Source organism: Sodalis sp. RH16 (genome assembly GCF_047324245.1).
Classification (GTDB): domain Bacteria; phylum Pseudomonadota; class Gammaproteobacteria; order Enterobacterales; family Enterobacteriaceae; genus Acerihabitans; species Acerihabitans ligni.
The window spans coordinates 2,060,557-2,085,779 of sequence record NZ_CP178737.1; the positions used below are offsets into that span (position 1 = coordinate 2,060,557).

The window sequence follows — 25,223 nt, forward strand, 5'->3', positions numbered from 1 at the left end:
GCGTTGGCTGCGCCTGCTCATCCCAGTCACTTAGTAATCTAAGCTCCTGGGAATGCCCATGCTTGCCGCCTTGCTGCAACTCGAAATCTATAGGGTACTTATACCCGTCATCTTTCGAGCCGCAGCGGCGTTGGCTGCGGCCGCTTACTCGTTGACAATTTACTGCATCTTTTGGAATTGGCGATTGTCCAGGCTTTGGGAAATCTGCTTGTTAAGGAAATTAAGCAGCAGCATCGAGCGGGCTTCACCGTCCGGCTCGGTGTAAATTGCCTGCAGTCCCTCAAAGACGCCTTCGGTTATCAACACGGTATCGCCGGCATGGGGCGTTTGCGGATCCTTAATCCCTTCATAAGCATGTTCCCTCAGCTCATTGATAACATCTTCCGAAATGGTTACCGGTAGATTGCCGAAACGGACGAAATGGCTGACGCCGCGCGTGGCGCTGATGGTGGTGGTATGAATGCGCTCGGGATCGAACTCTATAAACAGATAATTGGGAAATAGCGGCTCATTAACCTCGGTGCGTTTGCCCCGGACGATTTTTTCCAAGGTGACCATAGGAGTCAGGCAAGCGACCGCCTGTCGTTCCAAATGTTCTTTAGCGCGCATTAACTGACCGCGTTTGCAATACAATAAATACCATGCTTCCATAATCTGCTTTACTCGGTTCACTGATAATTCAGCATAGCAAAAGCCTTGAACTATATATAGCATCCGCTTTTAATGCTGCAGACAGGTGGCATAAAAAATAATCTATTTACCCCGAATTTTGACAAAAGGCCAGCACGGTTGGTAAACAGACTTTATAATGCATCGATAACCCGGCTCCAGACGACTTTATGAAATACCGTGACTTGCGCGACTTTCTCTCTTTGCTGGAACAGCGAGGGGAGTTGAAACGAATAACCCTGCCCATCAGTCCCCATCTGGAAATGACGGAAATCGCCGATCGAACTCTGCGGGCCGGCGGACCCGCGCTGCTGTTCGAAAATCCCAAAGGTTATGCCATGCCGGTATTATGCAACCTGTTCGGTACCCCGGAACGGGTGGCGTTGGGTATGGGACAAGAGAGCGTCTTGGCATTGCGTGAAGTAGGGGAATTATTGGCTTTTCTTAAGGAACCGGAGCCGCCGAAGGGATTTCGCGACCTGCTGGATAAAGCGCCGAAGTTTCGCCAGGTACTGAATATGCCGGTGAAACGGCTCGGTTCGGCACCCTGCCAGGAGCAAATATGGCAGGGCGAAGATGTGGATTTATCACGCATCCCGGTAATGCACTGCTGGCCTGGAGATGCCGCCCCCCTGATTACCTGGGGTCTTACCGTGACACGAGGTCCTCATAAAGAACGACAGAATATGGGTATTTACCGTCAGCAGGTTCTGAGTAAAAACAAAGTCATCATGCGCTGGCTTTCCCATCGCGGCGGCGCGCTGGATTTCCAGGAGTGGCGCCAGGCCCATCCGGGAGAAAGATTCCCGGTGGCGGTGGCGCTGGGGGCTGACCCCGCCACTATCCTGGCGGCGGTAACGCCGATACCCGATACTCTTTCCGAATACGCTTTCGCCGGGTTGCTGCGCGGTTACAAAACCGAAGTGGTTAAATGCATTTCCTGCGATCTTGATGTGCCCGCCGGCGCCGAAATTGTCCTGGAGGGATACCTTGAGCCGGGGGAAACCGCACCGGAAGGCCCTTACGGTGATCACACCGGCTACTATAATGAAGTGGATGAGTTTCCGGTGTTTACCATTACGCACATTACTCAGCGGCGTGACGCTATTTATCACTCCACCTACACCGGCCGTCCGCCGGACGAACCGGCTGTAATGGGCGTGGCGCTTAATGAAGTATTCGTTCCGATTTTACGTAAACAGTTTCCGGAAATTGTCGATTTCTATTTGCCGCCGGAGGGCTGTTCCTACCGGCTGGCGGTGGTGACGATCAAGAAGCAGTATCCGGGCCATGCCAAGCGGGTCATGATGGGCGTCTGGTCTTTCCTGCGTCAATTCATGTATACCAAATTTGTCATCGTGTGCGATGATGATATTAACGCGCGTGATTGGAAAGATGTTATTTGGGCGATAACCACCCGCATGGATCCCGCGCGTGATACGGTGTTAATGGAAAATACGCCGATTGATTACCTGGATTTTGCCTCGCCGGTTTCCGGATTGGGTTCAAAAATGGGAATGGATGCCACCAATAAATGGCCGGGTGAAACACAACGGGAATGGGGCACGCCCATTCTTATGGACGCTGAGGTCCGCGCTCGTGTTGATGCGATCTGGGATGATCTGGCCATCTTTGAAAACAGTGGTAAAAGGCCGTGATATTTCTGGCTTTCTATTCCGTTTTGTATAATGACCCGACAGAGGGAATGCATGACAACAATGACCTGTAAGGTCACTTCCGTGGATGCTATCACCGATACGGTATATCGGGTGTGTTTAGTCCCTGAAGCGGCTTTTAGTTTTCGCGCCGGCCAATATCTGATGGTGGTAATGGATGAACGCGATAAACGCCCTTTTTCCATGGCTTCCACCCCGATGGAGAGTTCCTTTATCGAGCTGCACATTGGTGCTTCGGAGCTTAATCTTTATGCCATGGCCGTGATGGATCGCATTTTAAAGAACCGTGAAATCATCGTAGACATCCCCCATGGCGATGCCTGGCTCAGGGACGATACCCAGCGGCCGATCGTGTTGATTGCCGGCGGCACCGGATTTTCCTATGCCCGCTCCATTCTGCTGACCGTACTGGATAAACAACCGGAACGCGAAGTGGCCATTTACTGGGGCGGCCGCGAATTACAGCATCTGTACGATCTCAGCGAACTGGAAGCCCTGACGCTGCAGCATCCCCGTCTTAAAGTGGTCCCTGTGGTGGAACAGCCTGACGAAAATTGGCCGGGCAGAACCGGCACGGTGCTCAGCGCGGTCATGCAGGATTACGGCAACCTGGAGCAATACGACGTTTATATTGCCGGTCGTTTTGAAATGGCTAAAATCGCGCGGGAACGTTTCTGCGCTGAACGCGGCGCCACCGCGGAACGAATCTTCGGTGACGCGTTTGCCTTCATCTGACACTGGTTTGAATCCAGCGGTAAATTAAGGTCGGATTATGGAATCTTTTTCTTCTCTATATCAGGAGCATCTCGCGACGCTGCAAAAGCGGACCCGCGAGATCCTTGCCCGGCAGAATCTCGATGCGTTACTGATTCACTCCGGCGAACCCATCACGGCATTCCTCGACGATCAGGATTATCCCTTCCGGGTCAATCCACAGTTCAAGGCCTGGCTGCCGGTGACCAACGTCGCACATTGCTGGTTATGGGTCGACGGCGTGAACAAACCCATATTATGGTTCTACCTGCCGGTGGATTATTGGTACAGCGTAGAGCCGGTGCCCGACAGCTTCTGGACGCCTTTTATCACTATCGTACCCATCCGGAACCCCGACGATATTGGCGGATTGCTGCCGGCCCGCCGCGACAAGGTGGCATATCTGGGCTCATCTGCTGCGCGGGCGTCAAGCCTCGGCCTGACGGCGGAAAACATCAATCCGAAACCGATATTGGATTTTCTGCATTTTCACCGGGCCTATAAGACCGACTATGAACTCGCCTGCATGCGTGAGGCGCAAAAAACCGCCGTTACCGGGCACCGCGCCGCCAAGGAAGCGTTCCTCTCCGGCATGAGCGAATTCGATATCAATATCGCCTATCTCAGCGCCACCGGCCACCGCGATATCGACGTTCCCTATGGCAACATTATCGCGCTGAACGAGCATTCGGCGGTATTGCATTACACTACGCTTGAAAACCGCTGCCCGGATGACGTCCGCAGCTTTCTCATTGACGCCGGAACGGAATACCACGGTTACGCAGCGGATCTGACCCGCACCTACGCCGCGCGGAAAGATTCCGAATTCGCACAGCTGGTGGCCGCCATGAATACGGAACAGCTGGCGTTAATCGACACCATCGAAGCCGGTGTCAGCTACATCGATTATCATATCCAGATGCACGGACGGATTGCCAAATTGCTCAAGACCTTCGATATCGTCACCGGCATCAGTGAAGAAGCCATGGTGAAAGAGGGGATTACCGGTCCGTTCCTGCCGCATGGCCTGGGGCATCCACTCGGGCTGCAGGTCCATGATGTGGGGGGCTTCATGCAGGACGATACCGGTACCCATCTCGCCCCCCCGGCCGCTTATCCATACCTGCGCTGTACTCGCGTTATGGAGCCGGGTATGGTCATGACCATCGAGCCCGGCCTGTATTTTATCGAATCGCTGCTTTCGCCCTGGCGCAGCGGCGCATTAAGCAGACATTTCAACTGGCAGCGCATCGAGATGTTCAAGGCTTTTGGCGGTATCCGCATCGAAGACAATATCGTCATAAAAGAAAAGCAGACTGAAAACATGACCCGCGATTTGAAGCTGGCATAATGCAGGCCTATTTCGTTCCCGCGGCGCCGGTCACCGCGGTGATGGAAATTAAAAAAAGTCGTTTTATCACCTTCCTGTCACCTGCTCGAGGGATTGATGCCGCCAGGGAGTGCATCCGGCAGGCCCGCGAGCAGCACCCCTCGGCGACACACCATTGCTGGGCCTATATTGCCGGACCGCCGCAGGATTCATCGCAGTTCGGCTTTTCGGACGACGGCGAGCCCTCCGGCACCGCCGGACGTCCCATGCTGGCACAACTTCAGGGCTGCGGGGCGGGAGAAATCACGGCGGTAGTGGTGCGGTATTTCGGCGGCATAAAGCTGGGTACCGGCGGACTGGTAAGGGCTTACGGCGGCGGTGTGCAGCAGGCGCTAAAACTCATGGTCCGTGTGGAAATAGTCCCGCAGGTGGAATTCGTTGTATCTTGTCGTTATGAACAGCAGGCATGGATTGAAATGGCGGTCAAACAGGTTGCCGGCCGCATTGTCCAGAGCGAGTATGGCGAATCCATTAACTTTCGTGTGGCCATTCCCTTCGACAAAGTGGGCGAGGCTTCGCGGAAATTGGGCGATTTAAGTCGCGGTGCTTTGCATTTCTTGCCGATTACATAATAATCCCGTCCCCGGCTACCGTTGAATTTTTATTAAGGAACATGCTGAAATGCATTTTCGCGCCATAATCCGCATAGTCGGTCTGCTCGTCATGTTATTTTCCGGGACCATGATTGTTCCCGGTCTGGTGGCGTTGATTTATCGAGATGGGGCCGGCAGCGCCTTTACCCAGACCTTCTTTTTCACTTTGCTGATTGGTTTGCTGCTGTGGTTGCCGAACCGCCGCCAGAGGTATGAATTAAAACCCAGGGAAGGTTTTTTGATTGTGGTGCTGTTCTGGACGGTGCTGGGAAGCGTCGGCGCATTGCCGTTCCTGTTCGCCGATCACCCCGATCTGTCGCTGACCAATGCGTTTTTCGAGTCATTCTCCGGCCTGACCACCACCGGCGCCACCTCGCTGGTTGGCCTGGATAACCTGCCCAAGGCCATTCTCTTTTATCGGCAGATGCTGCAATGGTTCGGCGGCATGGGGATCATTGTGTTGGCGGTAGCAATTTTGCCAATACTGGGGGTTGGCGGCATGCAGCTTTACCGTGCCGAGATGCCCGGACCGTTAAAAGACAATAAAATGCGGCCGCGCATTGCCGAAACGGCTAAAACCCTCTGGCTGATATATCTCACTCTCACCATAATTTGCGCCGCGGCGCTCTGGGGCGCCGGGATGTCGGTTTTCGACGCCATCGGCCACAGTTTTTCCACCGTGGCCCTCGGCGGTTTTTCCACCCATGATGCCAGCATCGGCTATTACCACAGCCCGATGATTAACTCTATCGTGGCGGTTTTTTTACTGATTTCCGGTTGTAACTACGGACTGCATTTTGCCGTGCTGAGCGGGCATAACCTGCGGGTATACTGGCGCGACCCGGAGTTCAAGGTATTTATCTCCGTGCAGTTCATCCTGGTGGTGGTGGCCACGCTCATCCTTTGGCGTTTCAACGTGTACCAGACCGGACTACAAACCCTGAACCAGGCTTTTTTCCAAGTAGTTTCCATGGCCACCACCGCCGGTTTTACCACCGACAGCATCGCCCGCTGGCCGCTGTTCCTGCCGATACTGCTGTTGTGCTCGGCATTCATCGGCGGCTGCGCCGGTTCTACCGGCGGCGGCCTGAAAGTCATCCGTATTCTGCTGCTTTATCTGCAGGGTTCGCGGGAGCTGAAGCGCTTGGTACACCCGAATGCGGTCTATACCATCAAGCTCGGCACCAGGGCTTTGCCGGAACGTATCCTTGAGGCGGTGTGGGGGTTCTTTTCAGCCTACGCCCTGGTTTTTATTGTCAGTATGCTGGCGATTATCGCCACCGGCGTTGATAATTTCTCCGCGTTTGCTGCGGTAACCGCTACCCTGAATAATCTGGGCCCGGGGCTGGGGGTGGTTGCGGAAAATTTCACCGCCATGAATTCGGTGGCCAAATGGATACTGATTGCCGACATGCTGTTCGGCCGATTGGAGGTATTCACCGTATTGGTGCTCTTCACGCCCACTTTCTGGCGCGAGTAGGTTTGTTATGCATATTTTGATTCTTTATTCCAGCCGGGACGGACAAACCCGAAAAATTTCGCGGTTTATTGCGTCCGCCCTTACGGATACCGCGACCTGTGATGTCGTTGATCTCAGCCAGGCCGATGATTGTTCGCTTCAGAATTACGATGGCATTATTATCGGCGCCGCCATCCGGTACGGCCATTACGCCGCCGACCTGCATAATTTCATCCGGCGGCATCTGGACCGGCTGAATACGCTGCCCAGCGCTTTTTTCTCCGTTAATCTGACGGCGCGTAAACCGGATAAACGAACGCCCGAAACCAATGTGTATACCCGTAAATTCCTGGCCGCTACGCCCTGGCGACCTGATGGATGCGCCGTTTTCGCCGGTGCGCTGCGCTATCCGCAATACCGCTGGCTGGATCGGGTCATGATCCAGTTGATCATGCGGATGACCGGCGGCGAGACCGACAGTTCAAAAGAAGTCGAATACACCGACTGGGAACAGGTTACGGCCTTCGCCCGGGATTTTGCAGTTTTAACCGATAAAGCTTCCCGCCAGGAGGGCGAAGCGAAGGGATTTGGTGAAAAATAAACCGATCGGTGGAAATGTTGCAATTAGCACTTGTCTCGCCTCAGGAAATCCCTATAATGCGCCTCCACTGACCGGGATTAACCGCTGCGACGGGCCGGGTCGGAAAGGGAAAAGCGCTTTGCTAAAGCAAATAAAAGCTTGACTCTTCAACGGGAAAGCGTAATATACGCAACCCGCGCCAGGTGAGAATAGCGCTCCCCGACGCACGCTCTTTAACAATTTATCAGACAATCTGTGTGGGCACTCACAAGACCGTATCGAAACACAACAATACAAGTCTTAGAGTGTTTACCAGTTAATTCAGTAATGAATGAAACAGTAGATTCTTTGAGCATCAAGCTTTTAATTGAAGAGTTTGATCATGGCTCAGATTGAACGCTGGCGGCAGGCCTAACACATGCAAGTCGAGCGGCAGCGGAAAGTAGCTTGCTACTTTGCCGGCGAGCGGCGGACGGGTGAGTAATGTCTGGGGATCTGCCCGATGGAGGGGGATAACTACTGGAAACGGTAGCTAATACCGCATAACGTCGCAAGACCAAAGTGGGGGACCTTAGGGCCTCACACCATCGGATGAACCCAGATGGGATTAGCTAGTAGGTGGGGTAACGGCTCACCTAGGCGACGATCCCTAGCTGGTCTGAGAGGATGACCAGCCACACTGGAACTGAGACACGGTCCAGACTCCTACGGGAGGCAGCAGTGGGGAATATTGCACAATGGGCGCAAGCCTGATGCAGCCATGCCGCGTGTGTGAAGAAGGCCTTCGGGTTGTAAAGCACTTTCAGCGGGGAGGAAGGGGTTGGGTTTAATAGATTCAATCATTGACGTTACCCGCAGAAGAAGCACCGGCTAACTCCGTGCCAGCAGCCGCGGTAATACGGAGGGTGCGAGCGTTAATCGGAATTACTGGGCGTAAAGCGTACGCAGGCGGTTTGTTAAGTCAGATGTGAAATCCCCGAGCTTAACTCGGGAACTGCATTTGAAACTGGCAGGCTAGAGTCTCGTAGAGGGGGGTAGAATTCCAGGTGTAGCGGTGAAATGCGTAGAGATCTGGAGGAATACCGGTGGCGAAGGCGGCCCCCTGGACGAAGACTGACGCTCAGGTACGAAAGCGTGGGGAGCAAACAGGATTAGATACCCTGGTAGTCCACGCTGTAAACGATGTCGATTTGAAGGTTGTGGCCTTGAGCCGTGGCTTTCGGAGCTAACGCGTTAAATCGACCGCCTGGGGAGTACGGCCGCAAGGTTAAAACTCAAATGAATTGACGGGGGCCCGCACAAGCGGTGGAGCATGTGGTTTAATTCGATGCAACGCGAAGAACCTTACCTACTCTTGACATCCAGAGAAGACTTCAGAGATGGAGTTGTGCCTTCGGGAACTCTGAGACAGGTGCTGCATGGCTGTCGTCAGCTCGTGTTGTGAAATGTTGGGTTAAGTCCCGCAACGAGCGCAACCCTTATCCTTTGTTGCCAGCACGTAATGGTGGGAACTCAAAGGAGACTGCCGGTGACAAACCGGAGGAAGGTGGGGATGACGTCAAGTCATCATGGCCCTTACGAGTAGGGCTACACACGTGCTACAATGGCGCATACAAAGAGAAGCGAACTCGCGAGAGTAAGCGGACCTCACAAAGTGCGTCGTAGTCCGGATTGGAGTCTGCAACTCGACTCCATGAAGTCGGAATCGCTAGTAATCGTGGATCAGAATGCCACGGTGAATACGTTCCCGGGCCTTGTACACACCGCCCGTCACACCATGGGAGTGGGTTGCAAAAGAAGTAGGTAGCTTAACCTTCGGGAGGGCGCTTACCACTTTGTGATTCATGACTGGGGTGAAGTCGTAACAAGGTAACCGTAGGGGAACCTGCGGTTGGATCACCTCCTTACCGAAAGATACGCGTCAAGTGACGTGTCCACACAGATTGTCTGATAGAAGTGATGAGCAAACAGCTCGTATGGTTTTGTTTGTGAAGCGCAGCTTCGCGAACGCGTATCTTTGTCCCCTTCGTCTAGTGGCCTAGGACACTGCCCTTTCACGGCGGTAACAGGGGTTCGAACCCCCTAGGGGACGCCAAACAGCCTACGTGTCTGATAAATTTCAGAGCGCATTTGAAAGAGTGCGCTGCGAAATACTGCTCTTTAACAATCCGGAACAAGCTGAAAATTTGAAAAAAACATGCTGAGCAAAATCAGTATGCGAGTCTCTCAAAGCAAGCAAACCTAAGCAGGTCATCGCGTCAGTGATGACCCTGTTGAGGGATGAGCGAGAAAGCCCCGGCCAAGGCGCCCGGCGCGCAGCCAGCGGAGTGGACTAGATGTCCATGAGCATGGCGAGCACCGCGCAACACCGGCAGGGGCCTTTCGCAGCCATTCCGCAGACACTTTAGGGTTGTGAGGTTAAGTGACTAAGCGTACACGGTGGATGCCTAGGCAGTCAGAGGCGATGAAGGACGTGCTAATCTGCGAAAAGCGTCGGTAAGCTGATATGAAGCGTTATTAGCCGGCGATGTCCGAATGGGGAAACCCAGTGCAATTCGTTGCACTATCATTGCGTGAATCCATAGCGCAATGAGGCGAACCGGGGGAACTGAAACATCTCAGTACCCCGAGGAAAAGAAATCAACCGAGATTCCCCCAGTAGCGGCGAGCGAACGGGGAACAGCCCAGAACCACCATCAGCTTTTGCATCAGGAGAACGGTCTGGAAAGTCCGGCGACAGAGGGTGATAGCCCCGTATCCGAAGGTGCAGAGGTTGTGGGTTCGATGAGTAGGGCGGGACACGTGATATCCTGTCTGAAGATGGGGGGACCATCCTCCAAGGCTAAATACTCCTGACTGACCGATAGTGAACCAGTACCGTGAGGGAAAGGCGAAAAGAACCCCGGCGAGGGGAGTGAAACAGAACCTGAAACCGTGTACGTACAAGCAGTGGGAGCCCCATCACTAAGCCAGTGGTGAAGCTGCATATGCATCCTTTGCTAAAGGTGCGGTAGGCGGAGCGAAAGCGACGCCCAACCGACAAAATAAGCAGAGGGGGCTTAGTGATGGGGTGACTGCGTACCTTTTGTATAATGGGTCAGCGACTTATATTCTGTAGCAAGGTTAACCGCATAGGGGAGCCGTAGGGAAACCGAGTCTTAACTGGGCGTGTAGTTGCAGGGTATAGACCCGAAACCCGGTGATCTAGCCATGGGCAGGTTGAAGGTTGGGTAACACTAACTGGAGGACCGAACCGACTAATGTTGAAAAATTAGCGGATGACTTGTGGCTGGGGGTGAAAGGCCAATCAAACCGGGAGATAGCTGGTTCTCCCCGAAAGCTATTTAGGTAGCGCCTCGTGAATTCATCTTCGGGGGTAGAGCACTGTTTCGGCTAGGGGTCCACCCCGGATTACCAACCCGATGCAAACTGCGAATACCGAAGAATGTTATCACGGGAGACACACGGCGGGTGCTAACGTCCGTCGTGAAGAGGGAAACAACCCAGACCGCCGGCTAAGGTCCCAAAGTCATGGTTAAGTGGGAAACGATGTGGGAAGGCATAGACAGCCAGGATGTTGGCTTAGAAGCAGCCATCATTTAAAGAAAGCGTAATAGCTCACTGGTCGAGTCGGCCTGCGCGGAAGATGTAACGGGGCTAAACCATGCACCGAAGCCGCGGCAGCGGGCGTATCACTTAAAATGCTTAATCGCGTATCAGCGCGGGTTAAGGTGCCTGATGACGCGTAAGGCGTCAAAGAGGCGGGTCAGGGTAACGAAAGAGTAAACCGTCCACGCCATGGATGGCGTGGATCGAGCCTCCAGGGAGGGATTCACGGCGTGTTTACGACTCGTTATCCTGTGCCCGCCTGGCACGGTAAGGCGTTTTAAGGATACGCCCGTTGGGTAGGGGAGCGTTCTGTAAGCCTGAGAAGGTGGCCTGTGAGGGTTGCTGGAGGTATCAGAAGTGCGAATGCTGACATAAGTAACGATAAAGCGGGTGAAAAGCCCGCTCGCCGGAAGACCAAGGGTTCCTGTTCAACGTTAATCGGAGCAGGGTGAGTCGACCCCTAAGGCGAGGCCGAAAGGCGTAGTCGATGGGAAACAGGTTAATATTCCTGTACTGGGTGTGACTGCGAAGGGGGGACGGAGAAAGCTAGACCGGCCGGGCGACGGTTGTCCCGGTTCAAGCGTGCAGGTGGAGAGGACAGGAAAATCCGTTCTCTTGTAACACTGAGGCGTGATGACGAGCCACTACGGTGGTGAAGGGGTTGATGCTACGCTTCCAGGAAAAGCCTCTAAGCACCAGGTCACATCGAATCGTACCCCAAACCGACACAGGTGGTCAGGTAGAGAATACCGAGGCGCTTGAGAGAACTCGGGTGAAGGAACTAGGCAAAATGGTGCCGTAACTTCGGGAGAAGGCACGCTGGCATTAGGTGGAGGAACTTGCTTCCCGAGCTGAAGCCAGTCGCAGATACCAGCTGGCTGCAACTGTTTATTAAAAACACAGCACTGTGCAAACACGAAAGTGGACGTATACGGTGTGACGCCTGCCCGGTGCCGGAAGGTTAATTGATGGGGTTATCCGTAAGGAGAAGCTCTTGATCGAAGCCCCGGTAAACGGCGGCCGTAACTATAACGGTCCTAAGGTAGCGAAATTCCTTGTCGGGTAAGTTCCGACCTGCACGAATGGCGTAATGATGGCCAGGCTGTCTCCACCCGAGACTCAGTGAAATTGAACTCGCTGTGAAGATGCAGTGTACCCGCGGCAAGACGGAAAGACCCCGTGAACCTTTACTATAGCTTGACACTGAACATTGAGCCTTGATGTGTAGGATAGGTGGGAGGCTTAGAAGTAGGGACGCCAGTCCTTATGGAGCCAACCTTGAAATACCACCCTTTAATGTTTGATGTTCTAACTCCGGCCCGTAATCCGGGTCGAGGACAGTGTCTGGTGGGTAGTTTGACTGGGGCGGTCTCCTCCTAAAGAGTAACGGAGGAGCACGAAGGTTAGCTAATCACGGTCGGACATCGTGAGGTTAGTGCAAAGGCATAAGCTAGCTTGACTGCGAGAGTGACGGCTCGAGCAGGTGCGAAAGCAGGTCTTAGTGATCCGGTGGTTCTGAATGGAAGGGCCATCGCTCAACGGATAAAAGGTACTCCGGGGATAACAGGCTGATACCGCCCAAGAGTTCATATCGACGGCGGTGTTTGGCACCTCGATGTCGGCTCATCACATCCTGGGGCTGAAGTAGGTCCCAAGGGTATGGCTGTTCGCCATTTAAAGTGGTACGCGAGCTGGGTTTAGAACGTCGTGAGACAGTTCGGTCCCTATCTGCCGTGGGCGTTGGAAGATTGAGAGGGGCTGCTCCTAGTACGAGAGGACCGGAGTGGACGCACCACTGGTGTTCGGGTTGTCATGCCAATGGCATTGCCCGGTAGCTACGTGCGGAAGAGATAACCGCTGAAAGCATCTAAGCGGGAAACTTGCCTCGAGATGAGTCTTCCCTGTGGCTTTAAGCCACCTGAAGGGACGTTAAAGACGATGACGTTGATAGGTCGGGTGTGTAAGCGCAGCGATGCGTTGAGCTAACCGATACTAATGACCCGTGAGACTTAACCTTACAACACCTAAGGTGTTTGGGCTGTGAGAGCGTTGTCCGCAAGGGCGATGAGAGAATTTTCAGCGATTGTTCCGGATAAAGGCCAATGGTCATCAGTAAAAGATGACGGTTGGATAACGAATTTGCCTGGCGGCACTAGCGCGGTGGTCCCACCTGACCCCATGCCGAACTCAGCAGTGAAACGCCGTAGCGCCGATGGTAGTGTGGGGTCTCCCCATGCGAGAGTAGGGAACTGCCAGGCATCCATTAAGACCGATACCTCGAGTGTAACGAGAGGCGTTGGTGAAGCACCACAAACGGTTTTATGACATGCGTTGACCCCGCAAATGTTAAGTTTGGGTGTAGTACCGAATCGTGGTGCGGTAGTTCAGTCGGTTAGAATACCGGCCTGTCACGCCGGGGGTCGCGGGTTCGAGTCCCGTCCGCACCGCCACCCTATTTAGGGGCGTAGTTCAATTGGTAGAGCACCGGTCTCCAAAACCGGGTGTTGGGAGTTCGAGTCTCTCCGCCCCTGCCAGAAAACAGATAAAGCCCTTCGCTTACGCGAGGGGCTTTTTTTATATTTTTAAACGCAATACATCCCTCGTAGTATGGCGCTATTTTTGTTATGCACTTACACAAAATAATGCTCAGATAACCAGTCTACTTTTAACGATGGAAGTGTCATTGGCTGATGTTACCGCCCTTTGATAGGGCGGTTTTTATAAAATGATTTACCAGCCTGATTTCTTATGCGTTCCACAATTCGGACGCGGCGGGCAAGAGTACGGCGGAGGCGGATAGCACCCTGGGTGCGGCGGATAAAATGGCTGCCTATAATAAAGCGGCGGAGTAACAAAATAAGTACCGGCAGGCTCTAAACTGTATTGTCCATCATAGCCGACGGCGAACGCTTGGAAAGCATAATTAGTGTTCGGGTTCAATTATACAAAGCAAGCCAGGGAGTATTTCCATCGGTTTGTCCCGCCCAGTAGCCGGGGCTGGCGGCTTGCCATACATTATAGTATGCCACGGGCGCACCACCGATGCCGGGCGTCCAGCTAAGCAATGCTGACGTTGGAGTAAGATTGCTGGCCACCATATTGGCGGGCGATGCAGGCCTTTCATTGCTTGGCCGGTTACAGTAGGAAAAATTAGAATTCGTCATAATAATATCCTCAATATATCAGGTCAACACTATAATCAATCAGACGCGATATGAGTTACTTTTCTATAAACAGATGGCGATGTGCAATAAACATTGTTGGAGTGAAGGCATTTAACAGTAAATATAATTAACATTGGAATCTTAACTTTTTAGATAAAAATATACCCATAAGTTTTTATTAGAATTTAAAAATTATTATTTTTTTCTATAAAATATTGGTTGCGTGTAATTCCGTCAATTGCCAAATTTAAAAATGAAAATTTCCTTTATCAATGCAAGAGGAAATATACTTTGGATAACATAGTTAACTATATGATTTTGAATTCAATTCTTATTACTAATAAATAGTTTGAAAGAAAAAAACAGAATTGATAAAAACAGCCATTCGAAAGCATGACTAAATAAGCTAGGGTGATCTGTCGGTTCGAGCCCCTTCACCCGATTCTCGTTTTACGGCGGGAGTGACCTCTACCAGCTATCACCAGGGCTTATAAAATTAAGCCGTCGCCAAGACTTTCAAGATCATAGCGAAATGCTTTCCCGGCAACTGCCGCCCCAGCCGTAGGCGATCTGGTCTGATGCAGGATTTCGTTGCAAAAATAGAATCCGGGGAAATAACAGCAATGTAATCCATATTTTCAAACCGATTTTACTAGGGGTTTCATATGATCGAGAGACACTGTGCAATGCCGCAGCTCAAAATGTTGCAATAAATGTGAAAAACCATAATGTTCTCGCCAAAAAATATATAGCAGATTAATGCATGGCTCAACTCATGTTACATGTTGATGAGTGAAATGTTAAGGCGGTATTTCCCTAATTTTGAAGCATTTAATTTTTCCTCTGTATGGACACTGTACAAAAATATATCCATAAGCCACAGATTTAAATGAAAAAAATTGCGATGCCTCTCTAGTCCTATTTGTCAAAAGTGTGATGCGCTACGATATAAAAAAGCCTTTTCTTGTTTAATTTTATTGTTGTTAGCCTTTAAGAAATACCCGTACATTTTATGATTATAAGAGGACGATGACTATGTGGAAGCGTTTACTTTTAGGATCTGCCATTTCTGTCGCGATGTCTGCAATGGCACTGGCCGCGCCGTTGACGGTGGGGTTTTCTCAGGTCGGCTCAGAGTCTGGCTGGCGCGCGGCGGAAACTACGGTAGCAAAAAGTGAAGCCCAGAAGCGCGGCATAACGTTGAAAATTGCCGATGGACAGCAAAAACAGGAAAACCAGATTAAAGCGGTCCGTTCATTCATTGCCCAGGGCGTAGACGCCATATTTATAGCGCCGGTGGTGCAAACCGGTTGGGAACCCGTTTTACAGGAAGCCAAAAGCGCTAAAATCCCGGTCTTCTTGCTGGACCGCGCTATTGTAGTCAAAGACAACTCGTTATATATGGCCGTAGTAACCGCTGATAATGTGCTTGAAGGCCGGCTGATAGGCGACTGGCTGGTGAAAACCATGAACGGCAAACCTTGTAACGTAGTGGAACTGCAGGGTACGGTGGGCGCCAGCGTGGCAATCGATCGTAAGAAAGGTTTTGCGGAAGCCATAGCAAAAGCGCCGGCAATAAAAATTATTCGCTCTCAGTCCGGTGACTTTACTCGCACTAACGGCAAAGTAGTCATGGAAAGTTTTATTAAAGCTGAAAACAATGGTAAAAATATTTGCATGGTTTTCGCCCATAATGATGACATGGCAATAGGTGCGATACAGGCAATCAAAGAAGCGGGGCTTAAACCGGGCAAGGATATTCTTACCGGTTCAATTGATGGTGTTCCTGATATTTATAAAGCAATGCTGGCGGGAGAAGCCAATGCTAACGTGGAATTGACGCCTAATATGGCTGGCCCGGCATTTGATGCGCTTAACGCATATTTAAAGGACGGAACAAAACCACCTAAAATCATTAAAACAGAAAGCAGATTATATCTGCCCGCCGACGCTCAGGCGCAGTTAGCCAAGAAAAGTGGCATGGGGTACTAAAAAGTCGCTGTTTTATACCTAAAAGAGGGAAGGTCGAACTGCGAGTGATCGCACATTATAAAAATTCGCCACTGGGACAGGGGCAGAGGGAATATTCAACGTAAAACATTCCGCGTCATGGGTCCCGCGCTAAGGCCCATGACGCGGCAACAGCACATGACCCGTGTTGTTTCAAACGCTCCTGGCCGGTGGGTTGCCAGCGGCGACGGTTTATTCTTCTGCATCCTGCCTGGCGGGTCGTGGCACGGTTTGTCAAAATCCGGGTCCTTAGGTGTATTGATAAGGCAGTTTTTCCGGCTACGTTTTCAGGAGCATATTCCGTGGGCATCAACGAAAAACACGATGACGTATTACTCAGGATTACCGGTCTGAGTAAAAGCTTTCCCGGTGTCAAGGCGCTTAATGACGTTTCGTTAAGTCTGCGACGGGGTGAGATTATGGCGCTGCTCGGGGAAAATGGCGCAGGAAAATCCACATTAATCAAAGCATTAACCGGTGTCTATCAGCGCGACAGCGGCTCAATCAATCTGGATGGTCAGGACATTCATCCCAAAAATACCGCTCATGCACAGTCGTTGGGTATCGGCACCGTGTATCAGGAAATCAACCTGCTGCCCAATCTGTCGGTTGCCGATAATCTCTTTATCGGCCGCGAGCCGCGGCGGTTTGGTTTTATCAATCGCAAGGAAATCAACCTCAGGGCACGGGACATTCTGGCCGGCTACGGCTTCGCCCTGGATGTAACGGAACCACTGGGGCATTTCTCCGTCGCCATGCAGCAGATTGTGGCGATTTGCCGCGCGGTGGACCTGTCCGCCAAGGTGCTGATACTGGATGAACCCACCGCCAGCCTGGATGCCAACGAAGTTGAAATGCTGTTTACCATCATGCGGCAGTTGCGCGATCGGGGAATCAGCCTCATTTTCGTTACGCATTTTCTCGATCAGGTTTACAAGATTTCCGACCGGATTACGGTATTGCGCAATGGTGAATTCGTCGGTACCCGCGAGACCCGGGAGCTCCCCCATATAGAGCTGGTGAAGATGATGCTGGGGCGCGAACTGGATGAACATGCCTTGCAGCGGGCCGGGCGCACGCTGCTCAACGACAAGCCGGTGGTGGCGTTTGAAGGCTACGGTAAGAAGAATACCATCATGCCTTTCGATTTGGCGGTACGGCCGGGGGAAATTGTCGGTCTTGCCGGCTTGCTGGGATCGGGACGGACGGAAACCGCGGAGGTCATTTTCGGCATCCGCACGGCGGATTCGGGCAGCGCCCTCATCAAAGGGAAAAGAAAAATTATACGCTCTCCCAACCAGGCCTCGCGGCTGGGGCTGGGCTTTTGCCCCGAGGACCGCAAAACCGACGGCATTATCGCCGCGGCGTCGGTACGGGAAAATATCATTCTTGCCTTGCAGGTTCAGCGCGGCTGGCTGCGACCCATTTCACGCAAGGAGCAAAACAATATTGCCGAGCGCTTTATCAGGCAGCTCGGGATTCGCACACCCAGTCCCGAACAGCCCGTTGACTTCCTTTCCGGCGGCAACCAGCAAAAAGTGCTGTTGTCCCGCTGGTTATTGACCAAACCGCAGTTCCTGATTCTCGATGAACCCACCAGGGGTATCGATGTCGGCGCCCATGCTGAAATCATTCGGCTGATTGAAACCTTGTGCGCCGATGGCCTTGCCCTGTTGGTTATCTCTTCGGAACTGGAGGAATTGGTGGGATACGCCGATCGGGTGGTTATCCTGCGTGACCGCAAACATATCACCACCATTCCCCTGGAAGAATTGTCGGTTACCGCCATTATGAATGCCATTGCCGCCTAAGGAGCATGAGGTTATGTCCGGTTCAACGCCTTCCTTGACTAAAACGGTTGCCGCCAAGCGGTGGCCGAGCGGCATGCCTCAGTTGGCTGCGCTGATCGTGGTATTGATCGCCGACGGTATTGTCGCCAATAATTTTTTCTCGATACATATGCAGGACGGCCGGCTGTTCGGCAGCCTGATTGATATTTTGAACCGCTGCGCGCCGGTGGCCTTGCTGTCCATCGGCATGACGCTGGTCATCGCCACCGGCGGCATCGATTTATCGGTGGGCGCGGTAATGGCCATCGCCGGTGCGGTGGCCGCCACGCTGACGGTACATGGCTACAGCCTGCCCGTTGTCATTTTGTCCACAATAGGCGTCGGTGTGCTATCCGGTTTGTGGAACGGCACGCTGGTGGCACTGTTAAAAATACAGCCTTTTGTCGCAACCCTGATTCTGATGGTGGCCGGACGGGGTATCGCCCAATTGATTACCGAAGGGCAGATAGTTACCTTCGACAATCCGTCCCTGGCCTGGATTGGCAGCGGTTCACTGCTGTATTTCCCCGTACCGGTCTTTATTACCCTTATTACCCTGGTCCTGGCATGGCTGCTGACGCGTAAAACAGCGCTGGGGTTGTTTATCGAGGCGGTGGGAATCAATATCCGCGCCGCCAAGAACGCTGGCGTAAAAACGCGCGTCATCGTGATGTCCACCTACATACTGAGCGGAATATGCGCCGCCGTCGCCGGGCTTATCGTCGCCGCCGATATACGCGGCGCCGACGCCAACAATGCCGGTTTGTGGCTGGAGCTGGATGCCATCCTGTCGGTGGTTATCGGCGGAGGCTCGCTGATGGGCGGCCGTTTCAATCTGTTCCTGTCGCTGTTGGGCGCATTGATCATTCAGGGAATGAATACCGGCATTCTTCTCTCGGGCTTCCAGCCGGAACTTAACCAGGTGGTGAAAGCCGTCGTCGTGCTCTGCGTGCTGGTGATGCAGTCATCCAGTTTTATCGCTTTTCTCAGGAGGCGCCGCCGCCATGTTTAAACGCAACCTTCCCCTGGTGATCACCATCTCGGTCTTTATTCTGGGTTATCTGTTCTGCTTGACCCAGTTCCGTGGGTTCGCCTCCACCCGGGTCATTTGTAACATCCTGACGGATAATGCCTTTCTCGGCATCATTGCGGTGGGCATGACGTTTGTGATTCTTTCCGGCGGCATCGACCTGTCGGTGGGATCGGTTATCGCGTTTACCGGCGTTTTCCTGGCGCGGGTTATCGGCGACTATCATATGTCCCCGCTGCTGGCGTTTCCGCTGGTGCTGGTCATGGGCTGCGGGTTCGGCGCCTTTATGGGCTGGCTGGTGGATACCCTGAAGATTCCGGCCTTTATCATCACCCTGGCGGGCATGTTTTTTCTGCGCGGCGCCAGTTATCTGGTGTCGGAAGAGTCCCTGCCCATCAATCATCCCATCTATGACACTCTCTCCAACCTGGCCTGGCAGATCCCGGGGGGAGGGCGCCTGAGCGCCATGGGGGTACTGATGCTGCTGGTCATCGTATTCGGCATGATCCTGGCGCGCTATACCCGGTTCGGCAGCCAGGTATACGCCATCGGCGGCAACGCTACGGCCGCGAATCTGATGGGCGTCTCAACGCGCAGCACCACCATTCGTATTTACATGCTGTCAACCGGGCTGGCCACGCTTGCGGGCATCGTCTTTTCGATTTATACCTCCGCCGGCTATGCCTTGGCGGGAATGGGGGTGGAATTGGATGCCATCGCCTCGGTGGTTATCGGCGGCACCCTGCTCAGCGGCGGTATCGGCACGGTATTCGGCACCCTGTTCGGCGTGTTGATCCAGGGGCTGATCCAGACCTATATCAATTTTGACGGCACCCTTAGCTCGTGGTGGACCAAAATCGTCATCGGGATTTTGCTGTTTGCGTTTATCGCCTTGCAGCGCTTGCTGAATTCGCTGTGGGAAAACAATCAAAACGCCAAAGTTACCAACATTCCCCGTACCGTAGGGAATCAAAGCGTCAAAACATCAGGGGCGGGATTGTGATCGGTATCTCTTTAATCCGCCTAAAACGGCTTTTAACGCATTTTTAACCTGTAGAGGCTGTTGGGGGTTAGGCAGACGTTTTTTAAGAGAATATGGCCGCGTTAAGGCGCTTAAATAACGGGGGTTTTCAGCAGCTGGCGTATGAGCGTGCGTTGATCGCTATTTTGTAACCAAACCGCATACAAAGGACGGAGCAACGGCGGCATCTCGGCGATGGCGATGAGCTCGGGGAAACTTTCCGCCCAGTGGCTGGGTAAAAAAACGCATGCCTGGGTGGTGGGCAATAAATAACGTGCCAAATGTGCCGAAGTGGTGCTCATGATCGGATTCGGATTATGCACCAGCAACCGGCTTTCATACGTATGAAAATCCGCGCCCCATTCCAAACGGATATAAGGCCGCTCCTCTTCCTCCGGCTCGCTGGAGGCGGCAAAAAGTGTTAACGAAAAATTCCCCAGCAGCTGGCAGGTCAGCTCTTCCATTTTGGGAGCCTCCGTGGTTATGAGGAGATCCAACTGCCGTTCATGCAATTGATTTATCAGCGCGTGGCGCAAGGCGATGCGGGCCTCTACCTGCAGGGTAGGACGTTGCTGGTACAGCAACTGCAGCCATTGTCCCAGCCAAGCCTCCCAAAGCGACGCCGTGGCGCCGATAGACAACAGGTTATGCTGGAGCGAGCGTGTGACCTCCTGCTTGGCCAACTGCCAGGTGGCCATCAGGTTCTCAGCGTAGGGCAGCAGGCTCTCTCCGGCGGGGGTTAATCGGATATTATTGCGATGCCGGGTGAATAAACTGACGCCTAATTGTGTTTCCAATTGACGTATACGGAAGCTCACCGCGGACTGCGTCAGGTACAGCGCTTCGGCCGCGCGACCAAAGTGTCTGGTCCTGCTAACTTCCAAAAAGGTTTTAAGTAATTCCGTGTCCACGGCCATCTCCAAAAAATTTTTATCGTGACGATTTAAATGTTTTGTTTTACAGAAAGTCAAGCCTATCTAATACTCCGCGCCATAAACAGTACGGCTTATGAAAGGATGGGGAGCGCTTAAGATGGCGGACAGCTTTTCTACTACCAACCGGTATTTCGATAACAAAAACTACCCTCGCGGGTTTTCCCGACACGGCCATTTCACCATTCGGGAAGCCCAATTACTGGAACGTTGCGGCCATGCCTACAACGATCTGGACAGCGGCAAACGCGAGCCAGTGACCGACGAAGAGAAACAATTTGTCGCTGTATGTCACGGTGAACGGGAACCTTCAACGGAACATGAAAAAGTGTGGTTCAAGTACATAGAGCATATCCGTCGCCCCAAACGCTTCCACACATTGTCCGGCGGCAAACCGCAGATGGATGTAGTGGAAGATTATACCGATAGCGAAGATTAATCCTTTCATGGGGCTTTCGCCCCATGTTATTCCATTTGTTGCCAAAGTTGTTGCAGTAAGCGGTCGATGCTGCGGTAGCTGACGGCTTCCGCCAAATGGCAACGCCGTATCTCCGGCACACCGGCCAAATCAGCCAGAGTACGGGCTACCTTCAGCGTTCGGTGCCAGGCCCGGGCGGAAAGGCCAAGCTTTTCCATGACATTTTCCAAAAAAATCGCTTCAGCTTCGTCCAGGCGACAATAAACTCCTACCTCCTGATTATTCATATGCGCATTGATTTTCTGACAGCGGTCCAGCTGCATCTCCCGGGCTATCCGCACACGTTCCCGTACCGTAGCGCTCTCTTCGCCGTTCGTACCCGGCTGACGCAGCATGCCGGGAGGCAACAGCGGCACTTCAATGGACATATCGAAACGATCGAGGAACGGACCGGATAAACGGTTCAGATAACGCAAGGTCTGCTGCGGGCCGCTGCGGCTGTGGATGCCTTGGTAATCGCCGGAGGGGCTGGGATTCATCGCGCCGATCAACTGAAAGCGCGCCGGATAGAGAACCTTGGTCTGGGCGCGGGAGATATTGATTTCGCCTGCCTCCAGCGGCTCGCGCAACGCATCCAGTACCCGCCGCTGAAATTCCGGCAGTTCATCAAGGAACAGTACCCCGTTATGGGCCAGGGAAACTTCACCGGGTCGCGGTATGGCGCCGCCTCCCACCAATGCCGCCAAGGTGGCGCTGTGATGGGGCGCGCGGAAGGGACGTCGGCGCCAGTGCCAGCGGGCATTATCGACATTTATCAGACTGGCGATGGCGGCGGTTTCGATGGCCTCGTTATCGTCCAGGGGCGGCAACAACCCGGGCAGCCTGCTGGCCAGCATGGTTTTGCCGGTGCCCGGCGGCCCCATCAGCAACAGGTTATGGCCGCCGGCGGCGGCGATTTCCAGCGCTCGCTTGGCCTGCTGCTGGCCGATAACATCCCGTAAATCGGTCCCTTTATACTCGTCCGGCGGGTCGGCGTGGTGTGCCACCGAGGCCAGTTCTCCCGCGCCCTGTATAAACCGGCAGACCTCCTGCAGCCGTTCGGCTGTCAGAACACGACTATGGGGCACCAGCCCGGCTTCGGCGCCGTTGTGGTTCGACAGTATAAGTTGCCGCTCTGCCCGTGACGCTTCCAGCGCGGCGGGGATTGCCCCTTGCACCGGCCGTATTTCACCGGACAGCGCCAGTTCACCGAGAAATTCAAACCCGGCCAGCTCCTCAGGAGGGATCTGCTTTGACGCCGCCAGGATGGCCAAGGCAATAGGCAAATCATAACGTCCGCCCTCTTTGGGCAGATCCGCCGGCGCCAGACTGACGGTAATGCGCCGGGCGGGAAAATCGAAGCCATTATTCAATAATGCGCTGCGTACCCGATCCCGAGCGCCCTTGACGGTGGCGTCGGGTAGCCCCACCAGGGTAAATCCGGGCAATCCTTTGCTGATGTGGGCCTCCACTGTTATCAAGGGCGCCTGGATGCCGATTGAAGCCCGGGTATAGACGAATGCCAGTGACATAACTGCCTCCATGCCGTGTTTTTCCCATTCTGCCCGACGATGCCGTGAATAATGGCCGCAAAAAGCGATCTTGCGGCGCCCATGGGGAAACTATTTTTTCCCATGATGCCCATGACACGGGTTATGCGCCCGGTCTCGCACGCTCTTTTTGCGGTATGCCGCCGTGGTAATCCGGACGAACCACAGGGACAAAATGAAAAAAATTCATATGTAAACAAATTATTGAATATGTTTGTGTTTATGCGTTTTTTGCGCCGCCCTCCGCGGCACGGGAAATAAAAAAGAGTTGTCACCGGCGTCACTACTGTGATAACTCTGTAGGCATTCATTCGACCCGAAGTAAAATGAAAACCTATTTATGAAAGTCCTAGCCCAAGTGATTAGCCTAGTCGTGATTAGCGTGGTGGTGATTATTATCCCACCGTGCGGGGCTGCACTTGGACGACGAATAGCTTAGCAAACAAGCTTAACTCTCAAGAAAACCCCCGCACCGAAAGGACGGGGGTTTTTTTTTGCACCTTATTTTTTGGCAGGGTAAACGTAAAATGTATAAGGAACAGACCATGATTAACGGCAGAAAATCCTGTTCCTGCCACCAGCGGGCGGGGATGTGACTATGAACGGGGCTCAGTGGGTGGTACAGGCGTTGCGCGCTCAAGGCGTGGATATGGTGTTCGGTTATCCCGGCGGCGCTATCATGCCGGTATACGATGCGCTCTATGACGGCGGGGTGGAGCATCTGCTTTGCCGGCATGAACAGGGTGCGGCCATGGCGGCGATTGGCTACGCGCGGGCTACCGGCAAAGTAGGCGTTTGCATCGCCACCTCGGGTCCCGGCGCCACCAACCTTATCACCGGTCTGGCGGATGCTTTACTGGACTCTGTTCCGCTGGTGGCCATTACCGGCCAGGTGGGCTCGGCGCTGATAGGCACCGATGCCTTCCAGGAAATCGATGTGCTGGGGCTGTCTTTGGCCTGCACCAAACATAGCTTTTTGGTGGAGTCGCTGGAGGAGTTGCCGGCCATCATGACCGAGGCCTTCGCCATTGCCGCCGGCGGCCGGCCCGGACCGGTACTTATCGATATTCCCAAGGATATCCAACTGGCTGTCGGGGATCTCAACCCGCATTTAATAAGCGTCGACGACCAGAACGGCGTAGTCCAGGGCGATGTGGCGGCGGCGCGGGAGTTATTGAGCCAGGCCAAAAAACCGATGCTGTATATCGGCGGCGGGGTGGGCATGGCGCGCGCGGTTCCGGCGCTGCGGGATTTTATCGCCCAAACCGGCATGCCGAACGTGGCGACGCTCAAAGGTCTCGGCGCGCCGGATCCTGACGATGAGTGTTATCTGGGCATGCTGGGTATGCATGGTAATCAGGCGGCCAATCTGGCGGTGCAGTCCTGCGATCTGCTGATGGCGGTAGGGGCGCGTTTTGACGATCGGGTTACCGGTAAGCTCAATGCCTTTGCCCCCCATGCCAAAGTGATTCATCTGGATATCGATCCGGCGGAATTGGGTAAACTCCGGCAGCCGCATGTGGCCTTACAGGGTGACTTGAACCGGATACTGCCGGCTCTTGCGCAGCCGCTGTCCATAAACGGCTGGCGTTCCGAGACCCGGGCGCTGAAAGCGGAATACCGCTGGCGTTACGATCATCCCGGCCAGGCGATATACGCGCCGGCCTTGCTCGATAAGCTGTCCCGCCGGGCGCCGGAAAATACCGTCGTCACCACCGATGTCGGCCAGCATCAAATGTGGGCGGCGCAGCATATGCGTTTCAGCCGCCCGGAAAATTTCATTACTTCCAGCGGCCTGGGCAGCATGGGATTTGGTATCCCGGCGGCGGTAGGCGCGCAGGTAGCCCGTCCGCAGGATACCGTGGTCTGCGTTTCCGGCGACGGCTCGTTTATGATGAACGTCCAGGAATTAACCACCATCAAGCGAAAACGGTTGCCGTTAAAAATTGTTTTAATGGATAACCAGCGATTAGGCATGGTTCGACAGTGGCAACAATTGTTTTTCGATGCACGTTACAGCGAAACCATCCTCTCAGATAACCCCGATTTCCTTGTACTGGCCAGCGCTTTTGACATTCCCGGCCAACGAATCACCCGCAAAGACCAGATTGATGCCGCCCTTGAGACCATGTTCACCCACCAGGGTCCGTACCTGCTGCATGTCTCCATCGACGAAAACGATAACGTCTGGCCCCTGGTGCCTCCCGGCGCCGGCAATGAAACCATGTTGGAGAAATTATCATGATGCAGCATCAGCTTTCCATCGACGCCCGTTCCCGTCCCGAAGTATTGGAGCGAGTTTTGCGGGTGGTTCGCCATCGCGGATTCCGCGTCTGCGCGTTGAATATGGCGCCGCAAACCAACCCTGAAAATATAAATATTCAGTTGACCGTTGCAAGCCAACGCCCGGTCGATTTACTGTCTTCACAATTAAGTAAACTTATGGATGTCGCCTGTGTCGAGATCCTGCAATTGGCATCACAACAAATACGCGCCTAAGG

Annotated in this window: 18 protein-coding genes, 3 tRNA genes and 3 rRNA genes; 20 read left to right on the top strand and 4 right to left on the bottom strand. The window is 53.5% G+C overall.

From position 1 onward, the window contains the following. Positions 1 to 159: 159 nt before the first annotated feature. Positions 160 to 651, bottom strand: coding sequence for a transcription/translation regulatory transformer protein RfaH (gene rfaH, locus ACL2XJ_RS09355; RefSeq protein ID WP_203524540.1), 492 nt, complete (start codon positions 649 to 651; stop codon positions 160 to 162). Between the two features lie 188 nt (positions 652 to 839). On the opposite strand from rfaH, the gene ubiD reads away from it, so the two are divergent. The 12 genes from ubiD to ACL2XJ_RS09415 all read left to right on the top strand — a co-directional run bounded on the left by ubiD (position 840) and on the right by ACL2XJ_RS09415 (position 13,263). Continuing rightward, the gene (gene ubiD / locus ACL2XJ_RS09360; RefSeq protein WP_132923859.1) at positions 840 to 2,327 is read left to right on the top strand and encodes a 4-hydroxy-3-polyprenylbenzoate decarboxylase; all 1,488 of its coding nucleotides are present in this window, start codon (positions 840 to 842) and stop codon (positions 2,325 to 2,327) included. Positions 2,328 to 2,378: 51 nt separating this feature from the next. Next, positions 2,379 to 3,080, top strand: a complete 702-nt coding sequence (gene fre / locus ACL2XJ_RS09365) for an NAD(P)H-flavin reductase (RefSeq protein WP_132923858.1) — start codon at positions 2,379 to 2,381, stop codon at positions 3,078 to 3,080. Between the two features lie 37 nt (positions 3,081 to 3,117). After that, the gene (gene pepQ / locus ACL2XJ_RS09370; RefSeq protein ID WP_413726335.1) at positions 3,118 to 4,449 is read left to right on the top strand and encodes a Xaa-Pro dipeptidase; all 1,332 of its coding nucleotides are present in this window, start codon (positions 3,118 to 3,120) and stop codon (positions 4,447 to 4,449) included. Continuing rightward, entirely contained in the window at positions 4,449 to 5,060 is a 612-nt protein-coding gene (locus ACL2XJ_RS09375) for an IMPACT family protein (protein WP_203524403.1), read from the top strand. The genes pepQ and ACL2XJ_RS09375 overlap by 1 nt, the downstream gene beginning before the upstream one ends. A 49-nt stretch (positions 5,061 to 5,109) precedes the next feature. Further along, positions 5,110 to 6,561, top strand: coding sequence for a Trk system potassium transporter TrkH (gene trkH / locus ACL2XJ_RS09380; RefSeq protein ID WP_132923855.1), 1,452 nt, complete (start codon positions 5,110 to 5,112; stop codon positions 6,559 to 6,561). A 7-nt stretch (positions 6,562 to 6,568) separates the two neighbouring features. Next, positions 6,569 to 7,141 carry a menaquinone-dependent protoporphyrinogen IX dehydrogenase gene (gene hemG / locus ACL2XJ_RS09385; protein ID WP_203524402.1) on the top strand — a complete coding sequence of 191 codons (573 nt, stop codon included), beginning with the start codon at positions 6,569 to 6,571 and terminating at the stop codon, positions 7,139 to 7,141. A gap of 343 nt (positions 7,142 to 7,484) precedes the next feature. Then, positions 7,485 to 9,027: ribosomal RNA gene (locus ACL2XJ_RS09390) — 16S ribosomal RNA — on the top strand. A 112-nt stretch (positions 9,028 to 9,139) separates the two neighbouring features. After that, positions 9,140 to 9,215, top strand: a tRNA-Glu gene (locus ACL2XJ_RS09395). A 321-nt stretch (positions 9,216 to 9,536) separates the two neighbouring features. Next, positions 9,537 to 12,746 (top strand): 23S ribosomal RNA (locus ACL2XJ_RS09400). A 125-nt stretch (positions 12,747 to 12,871) separates the two neighbouring features. After that, positions 12,872 to 12,987 (top strand): 5S ribosomal RNA (gene rrf / locus ACL2XJ_RS09405). The 16S, 23S and 5S rRNA genes sit together here with 3 tRNA genes alongside, the layout of an rRNA operon. A gap of 115 nt (positions 12,988 to 13,102) precedes the next feature. Beyond that, a tRNA-Asp gene (locus tag ACL2XJ_RS09410) sits at positions 13,103 to 13,179 on the top strand. 8 nt (positions 13,180 to 13,187) lie between these two features. Beyond that, a tRNA-Trp gene (locus tag ACL2XJ_RS09415) sits at positions 13,188 to 13,263 on the top strand. 402 nt (positions 13,264 to 13,665) lie between these two features. On the opposite strand, the gene ACL2XJ_RS09420 is transcribed toward ACL2XJ_RS09415, so the two are convergent. Beyond that, positions 13,666 to 13,893 carry a hypothetical protein gene (locus ACL2XJ_RS09420; RefSeq protein WP_413726336.1) on the bottom strand — a complete coding sequence of 76 codons (228 nt, stop codon included), beginning with the start codon at positions 13,891 to 13,893 and terminating at the stop codon, positions 13,666 to 13,668. Between the two features lie 1,035 nt (positions 13,894 to 14,928). On the opposite strand from ACL2XJ_RS09420, the gene ytfQ reads away from it, so the two are divergent. From ytfQ to yjfF, 4 genes are all read left to right on the top strand, one after another. Continuing rightward, the gene (gene ytfQ, locus ACL2XJ_RS09425) at positions 14,929 to 15,885 is read left to right on the top strand and encodes a galactofuranose ABC transporter, galactofuranose-binding protein YtfQ (protein WP_132923851.1); all 957 of its coding nucleotides are present in this window, start codon (positions 14,929 to 14,931) and stop codon (positions 15,883 to 15,885) included. A gap of 326 nt (positions 15,886 to 16,211) precedes the next feature. After that, entirely contained in the window at positions 16,212 to 17,714 is a 1,503-nt protein-coding gene (ytfR, locus tag ACL2XJ_RS09430) for a galactofuranose ABC transporter, ATP-binding protein YtfR (RefSeq protein ID WP_413726876.1), read from the top strand. Between the two features lie 13 nt (positions 17,715 to 17,727). Further along, on the top strand, positions 17,728 to 18,744 hold the full coding sequence (gene ytfT, locus ACL2XJ_RS09435) for a galactofuranose ABC transporter, ATP-binding protein YtfT (protein ID WP_413726337.1): 1,017 nt from the start codon (positions 17,728 to 17,730) through the stop codon (positions 18,742 to 18,744). Then, the gene (yjfF, locus tag ACL2XJ_RS09440; RefSeq protein WP_132923849.1) at positions 18,737 to 19,765 is read left to right on the top strand and encodes a galactofuranose ABC transporter, permease protein YjfF; all 1,029 of its coding nucleotides are present in this window, start codon (positions 18,737 to 18,739) and stop codon (positions 19,763 to 19,765) included. Before ytfT ends, yjfF begins: the two co-directional genes overlap by 8 nt. Before the next feature lie 110 nt (positions 19,766 to 19,875). On the opposite strand, the gene hdfR is transcribed toward yjfF, so the two are convergent. Then, positions 19,876 to 20,694: an HTH-type transcriptional regulator HdfR gene (gene hdfR / locus ACL2XJ_RS09445; protein WP_203524399.1), complete on the bottom strand. Its 819-nt coding sequence runs from the start codon at positions 20,692 to 20,694 to the stop codon at positions 19,876 to 19,878. Between the two features lie 121 nt (positions 20,695 to 20,815). Between hdfR and ACL2XJ_RS09450 the strand changes: the two genes are divergently transcribed. Continuing rightward, entirely contained in the window at positions 20,816 to 21,154 is a 339-nt protein-coding gene (locus tag ACL2XJ_RS09450; protein WP_132923847.1) for a DUF413 domain-containing protein, read from the top strand. Positions 21,155 to 21,180: 26 nt separating this feature from the next. Here ACL2XJ_RS09450 and ACL2XJ_RS09455 read toward each other — a convergent pair whose 3' ends face one another. Then, positions 21,181 to 22,704 (bottom strand): YifB family Mg chelatase-like AAA ATPase, encoded by a 1,524-nt coding sequence (locus ACL2XJ_RS09455; protein ID WP_413726338.1) that lies wholly within the window; start codon positions 22,702 to 22,704, stop codon positions 21,181 to 21,183. A 358-nt stretch (positions 22,705 to 23,062) separates the two neighbouring features. On the opposite strand from ACL2XJ_RS09455, the gene ilvL reads away from it, so the two are divergent. The 3 genes from ilvL to ilvM all read left to right on the top strand — a co-directional run bounded on the left by ilvL (position 23,063) and on the right by ilvM (position 25,221). Next, positions 23,063 to 23,161: an ilv operon leader peptide gene (gene ilvL / locus ACL2XJ_RS09460; protein ID WP_132923845.1), complete on the top strand. Its 99-nt coding sequence runs from the start codon at positions 23,063 to 23,065 to the stop codon at positions 23,159 to 23,161. Between the two features lie 159 nt (positions 23,162 to 23,320). Continuing rightward, entirely contained in the window at positions 23,321 to 24,967 is a 1,647-nt protein-coding gene (ilvG, locus tag ACL2XJ_RS09465) for an acetolactate synthase 2 catalytic subunit (protein ID WP_413726339.1), read from the top strand. Further along, a complete protein-coding gene (ilvM, locus tag ACL2XJ_RS09470; RefSeq protein ID WP_132923843.1) occupies positions 24,964 to 25,221 on the top strand; it encodes an acetolactate synthase 2 small subunit in 258 nt (85 codons plus the stop codon). The genes ilvG and ilvM overlap by 4 nt, the downstream gene beginning before the upstream one ends. Positions 25,222 to 25,223 lie beyond the last annotated feature (2 nt).

Excerpts from the sequence above, each read along its gene's own strand:
- rfaH (WP_203524540.1), bottom strand. The coding sequence starts at position 651 with ATGGAAGCATGGTATTTATTGTATTGCAAACGCGGTCAGTTAATGCGC.
- hemG (WP_203524402.1), top strand. The coding sequence starts at position 6,569 with ATGCATATTTTGATTCTTTATTCCAGCCGGGACGGACAAACCCGAAAA.
- ilvG (WP_413726339.1), top strand. The coding sequence starts at position 23,321 with ATGAACGGGGCTCAGTGGGTGGTACAGGCGTTGCGCGCTCAAGGCGTG.
- ACL2XJ_RS09420 (WP_413726336.1), bottom strand. The coding sequence starts at position 13,893 with ATGACGAATTCTAATTTTTCCTACTGTAACCGGCCAAGCAATGAAAGG.
- ACL2XJ_RS09375 (WP_203524403.1), top strand. The coding sequence starts at position 4,449 with ATGCAGGCCTATTTCGTTCCCGCGGCGCCGGTCACCGCGGTGATGGAA.
- ilvL (WP_132923845.1), top strand. The coding sequence starts at position 23,063 with ATGAAAGTCCTAGCCCAAGTGATTAGCCTAGTCGTGATTAGCGTGGTG.
- ytfQ (WP_132923851.1), top strand. The coding sequence starts at position 14,929 with ATGTGGAAGCGTTTACTTTTAGGATCTGCCATTTCTGTCGCGATGTCT.
- ACL2XJ_RS09455 (WP_413726338.1), bottom strand. The coding sequence starts at position 22,704 with ATGTCACTGGCATTCGTCTATACCCGGGCTTCAATCGGCATCCAGGCG.
- ytfT (WP_413726337.1), top strand. The coding sequence starts at position 17,728 with ATGTCCGGTTCAACGCCTTCCTTGACTAAAACGGTTGCCGCCAAGCGG.
- ubiD (WP_132923859.1), top strand. The coding sequence starts at position 840 with ATGAAATACCGTGACTTGCGCGACTTTCTCTCTTTGCTGGAACAGCGA.
- trkH (WP_132923855.1), top strand. The coding sequence starts at position 5,110 with ATGCATTTTCGCGCCATAATCCGCATAGTCGGTCTGCTCGTCATGTTA.
- fre (WP_132923858.1), top strand. The coding sequence starts at position 2,379 with ATGACAACAATGACCTGTAAGGTCACTTCCGTGGATGCTATCACCGAT.
- ACL2XJ_RS09450 (WP_132923847.1), top strand. The coding sequence starts at position 20,816 with ATGGCGGACAGCTTTTCTACTACCAACCGGTATTTCGATAACAAAAAC.
- yjfF (WP_132923849.1), top strand. The coding sequence starts at position 18,737 with ATGTTTAAACGCAACCTTCCCCTGGTGATCACCATCTCGGTCTTTATT.
- pepQ (WP_413726335.1), top strand. The coding sequence starts at position 3,118 with ATGGAATCTTTTTCTTCTCTATATCAGGAGCATCTCGCGACGCTGCAA.
- ilvM (WP_132923843.1), top strand. The coding sequence starts at position 24,964 with ATGATGCAGCATCAGCTTTCCATCGACGCCCGTTCCCGTCCCGAAGTA.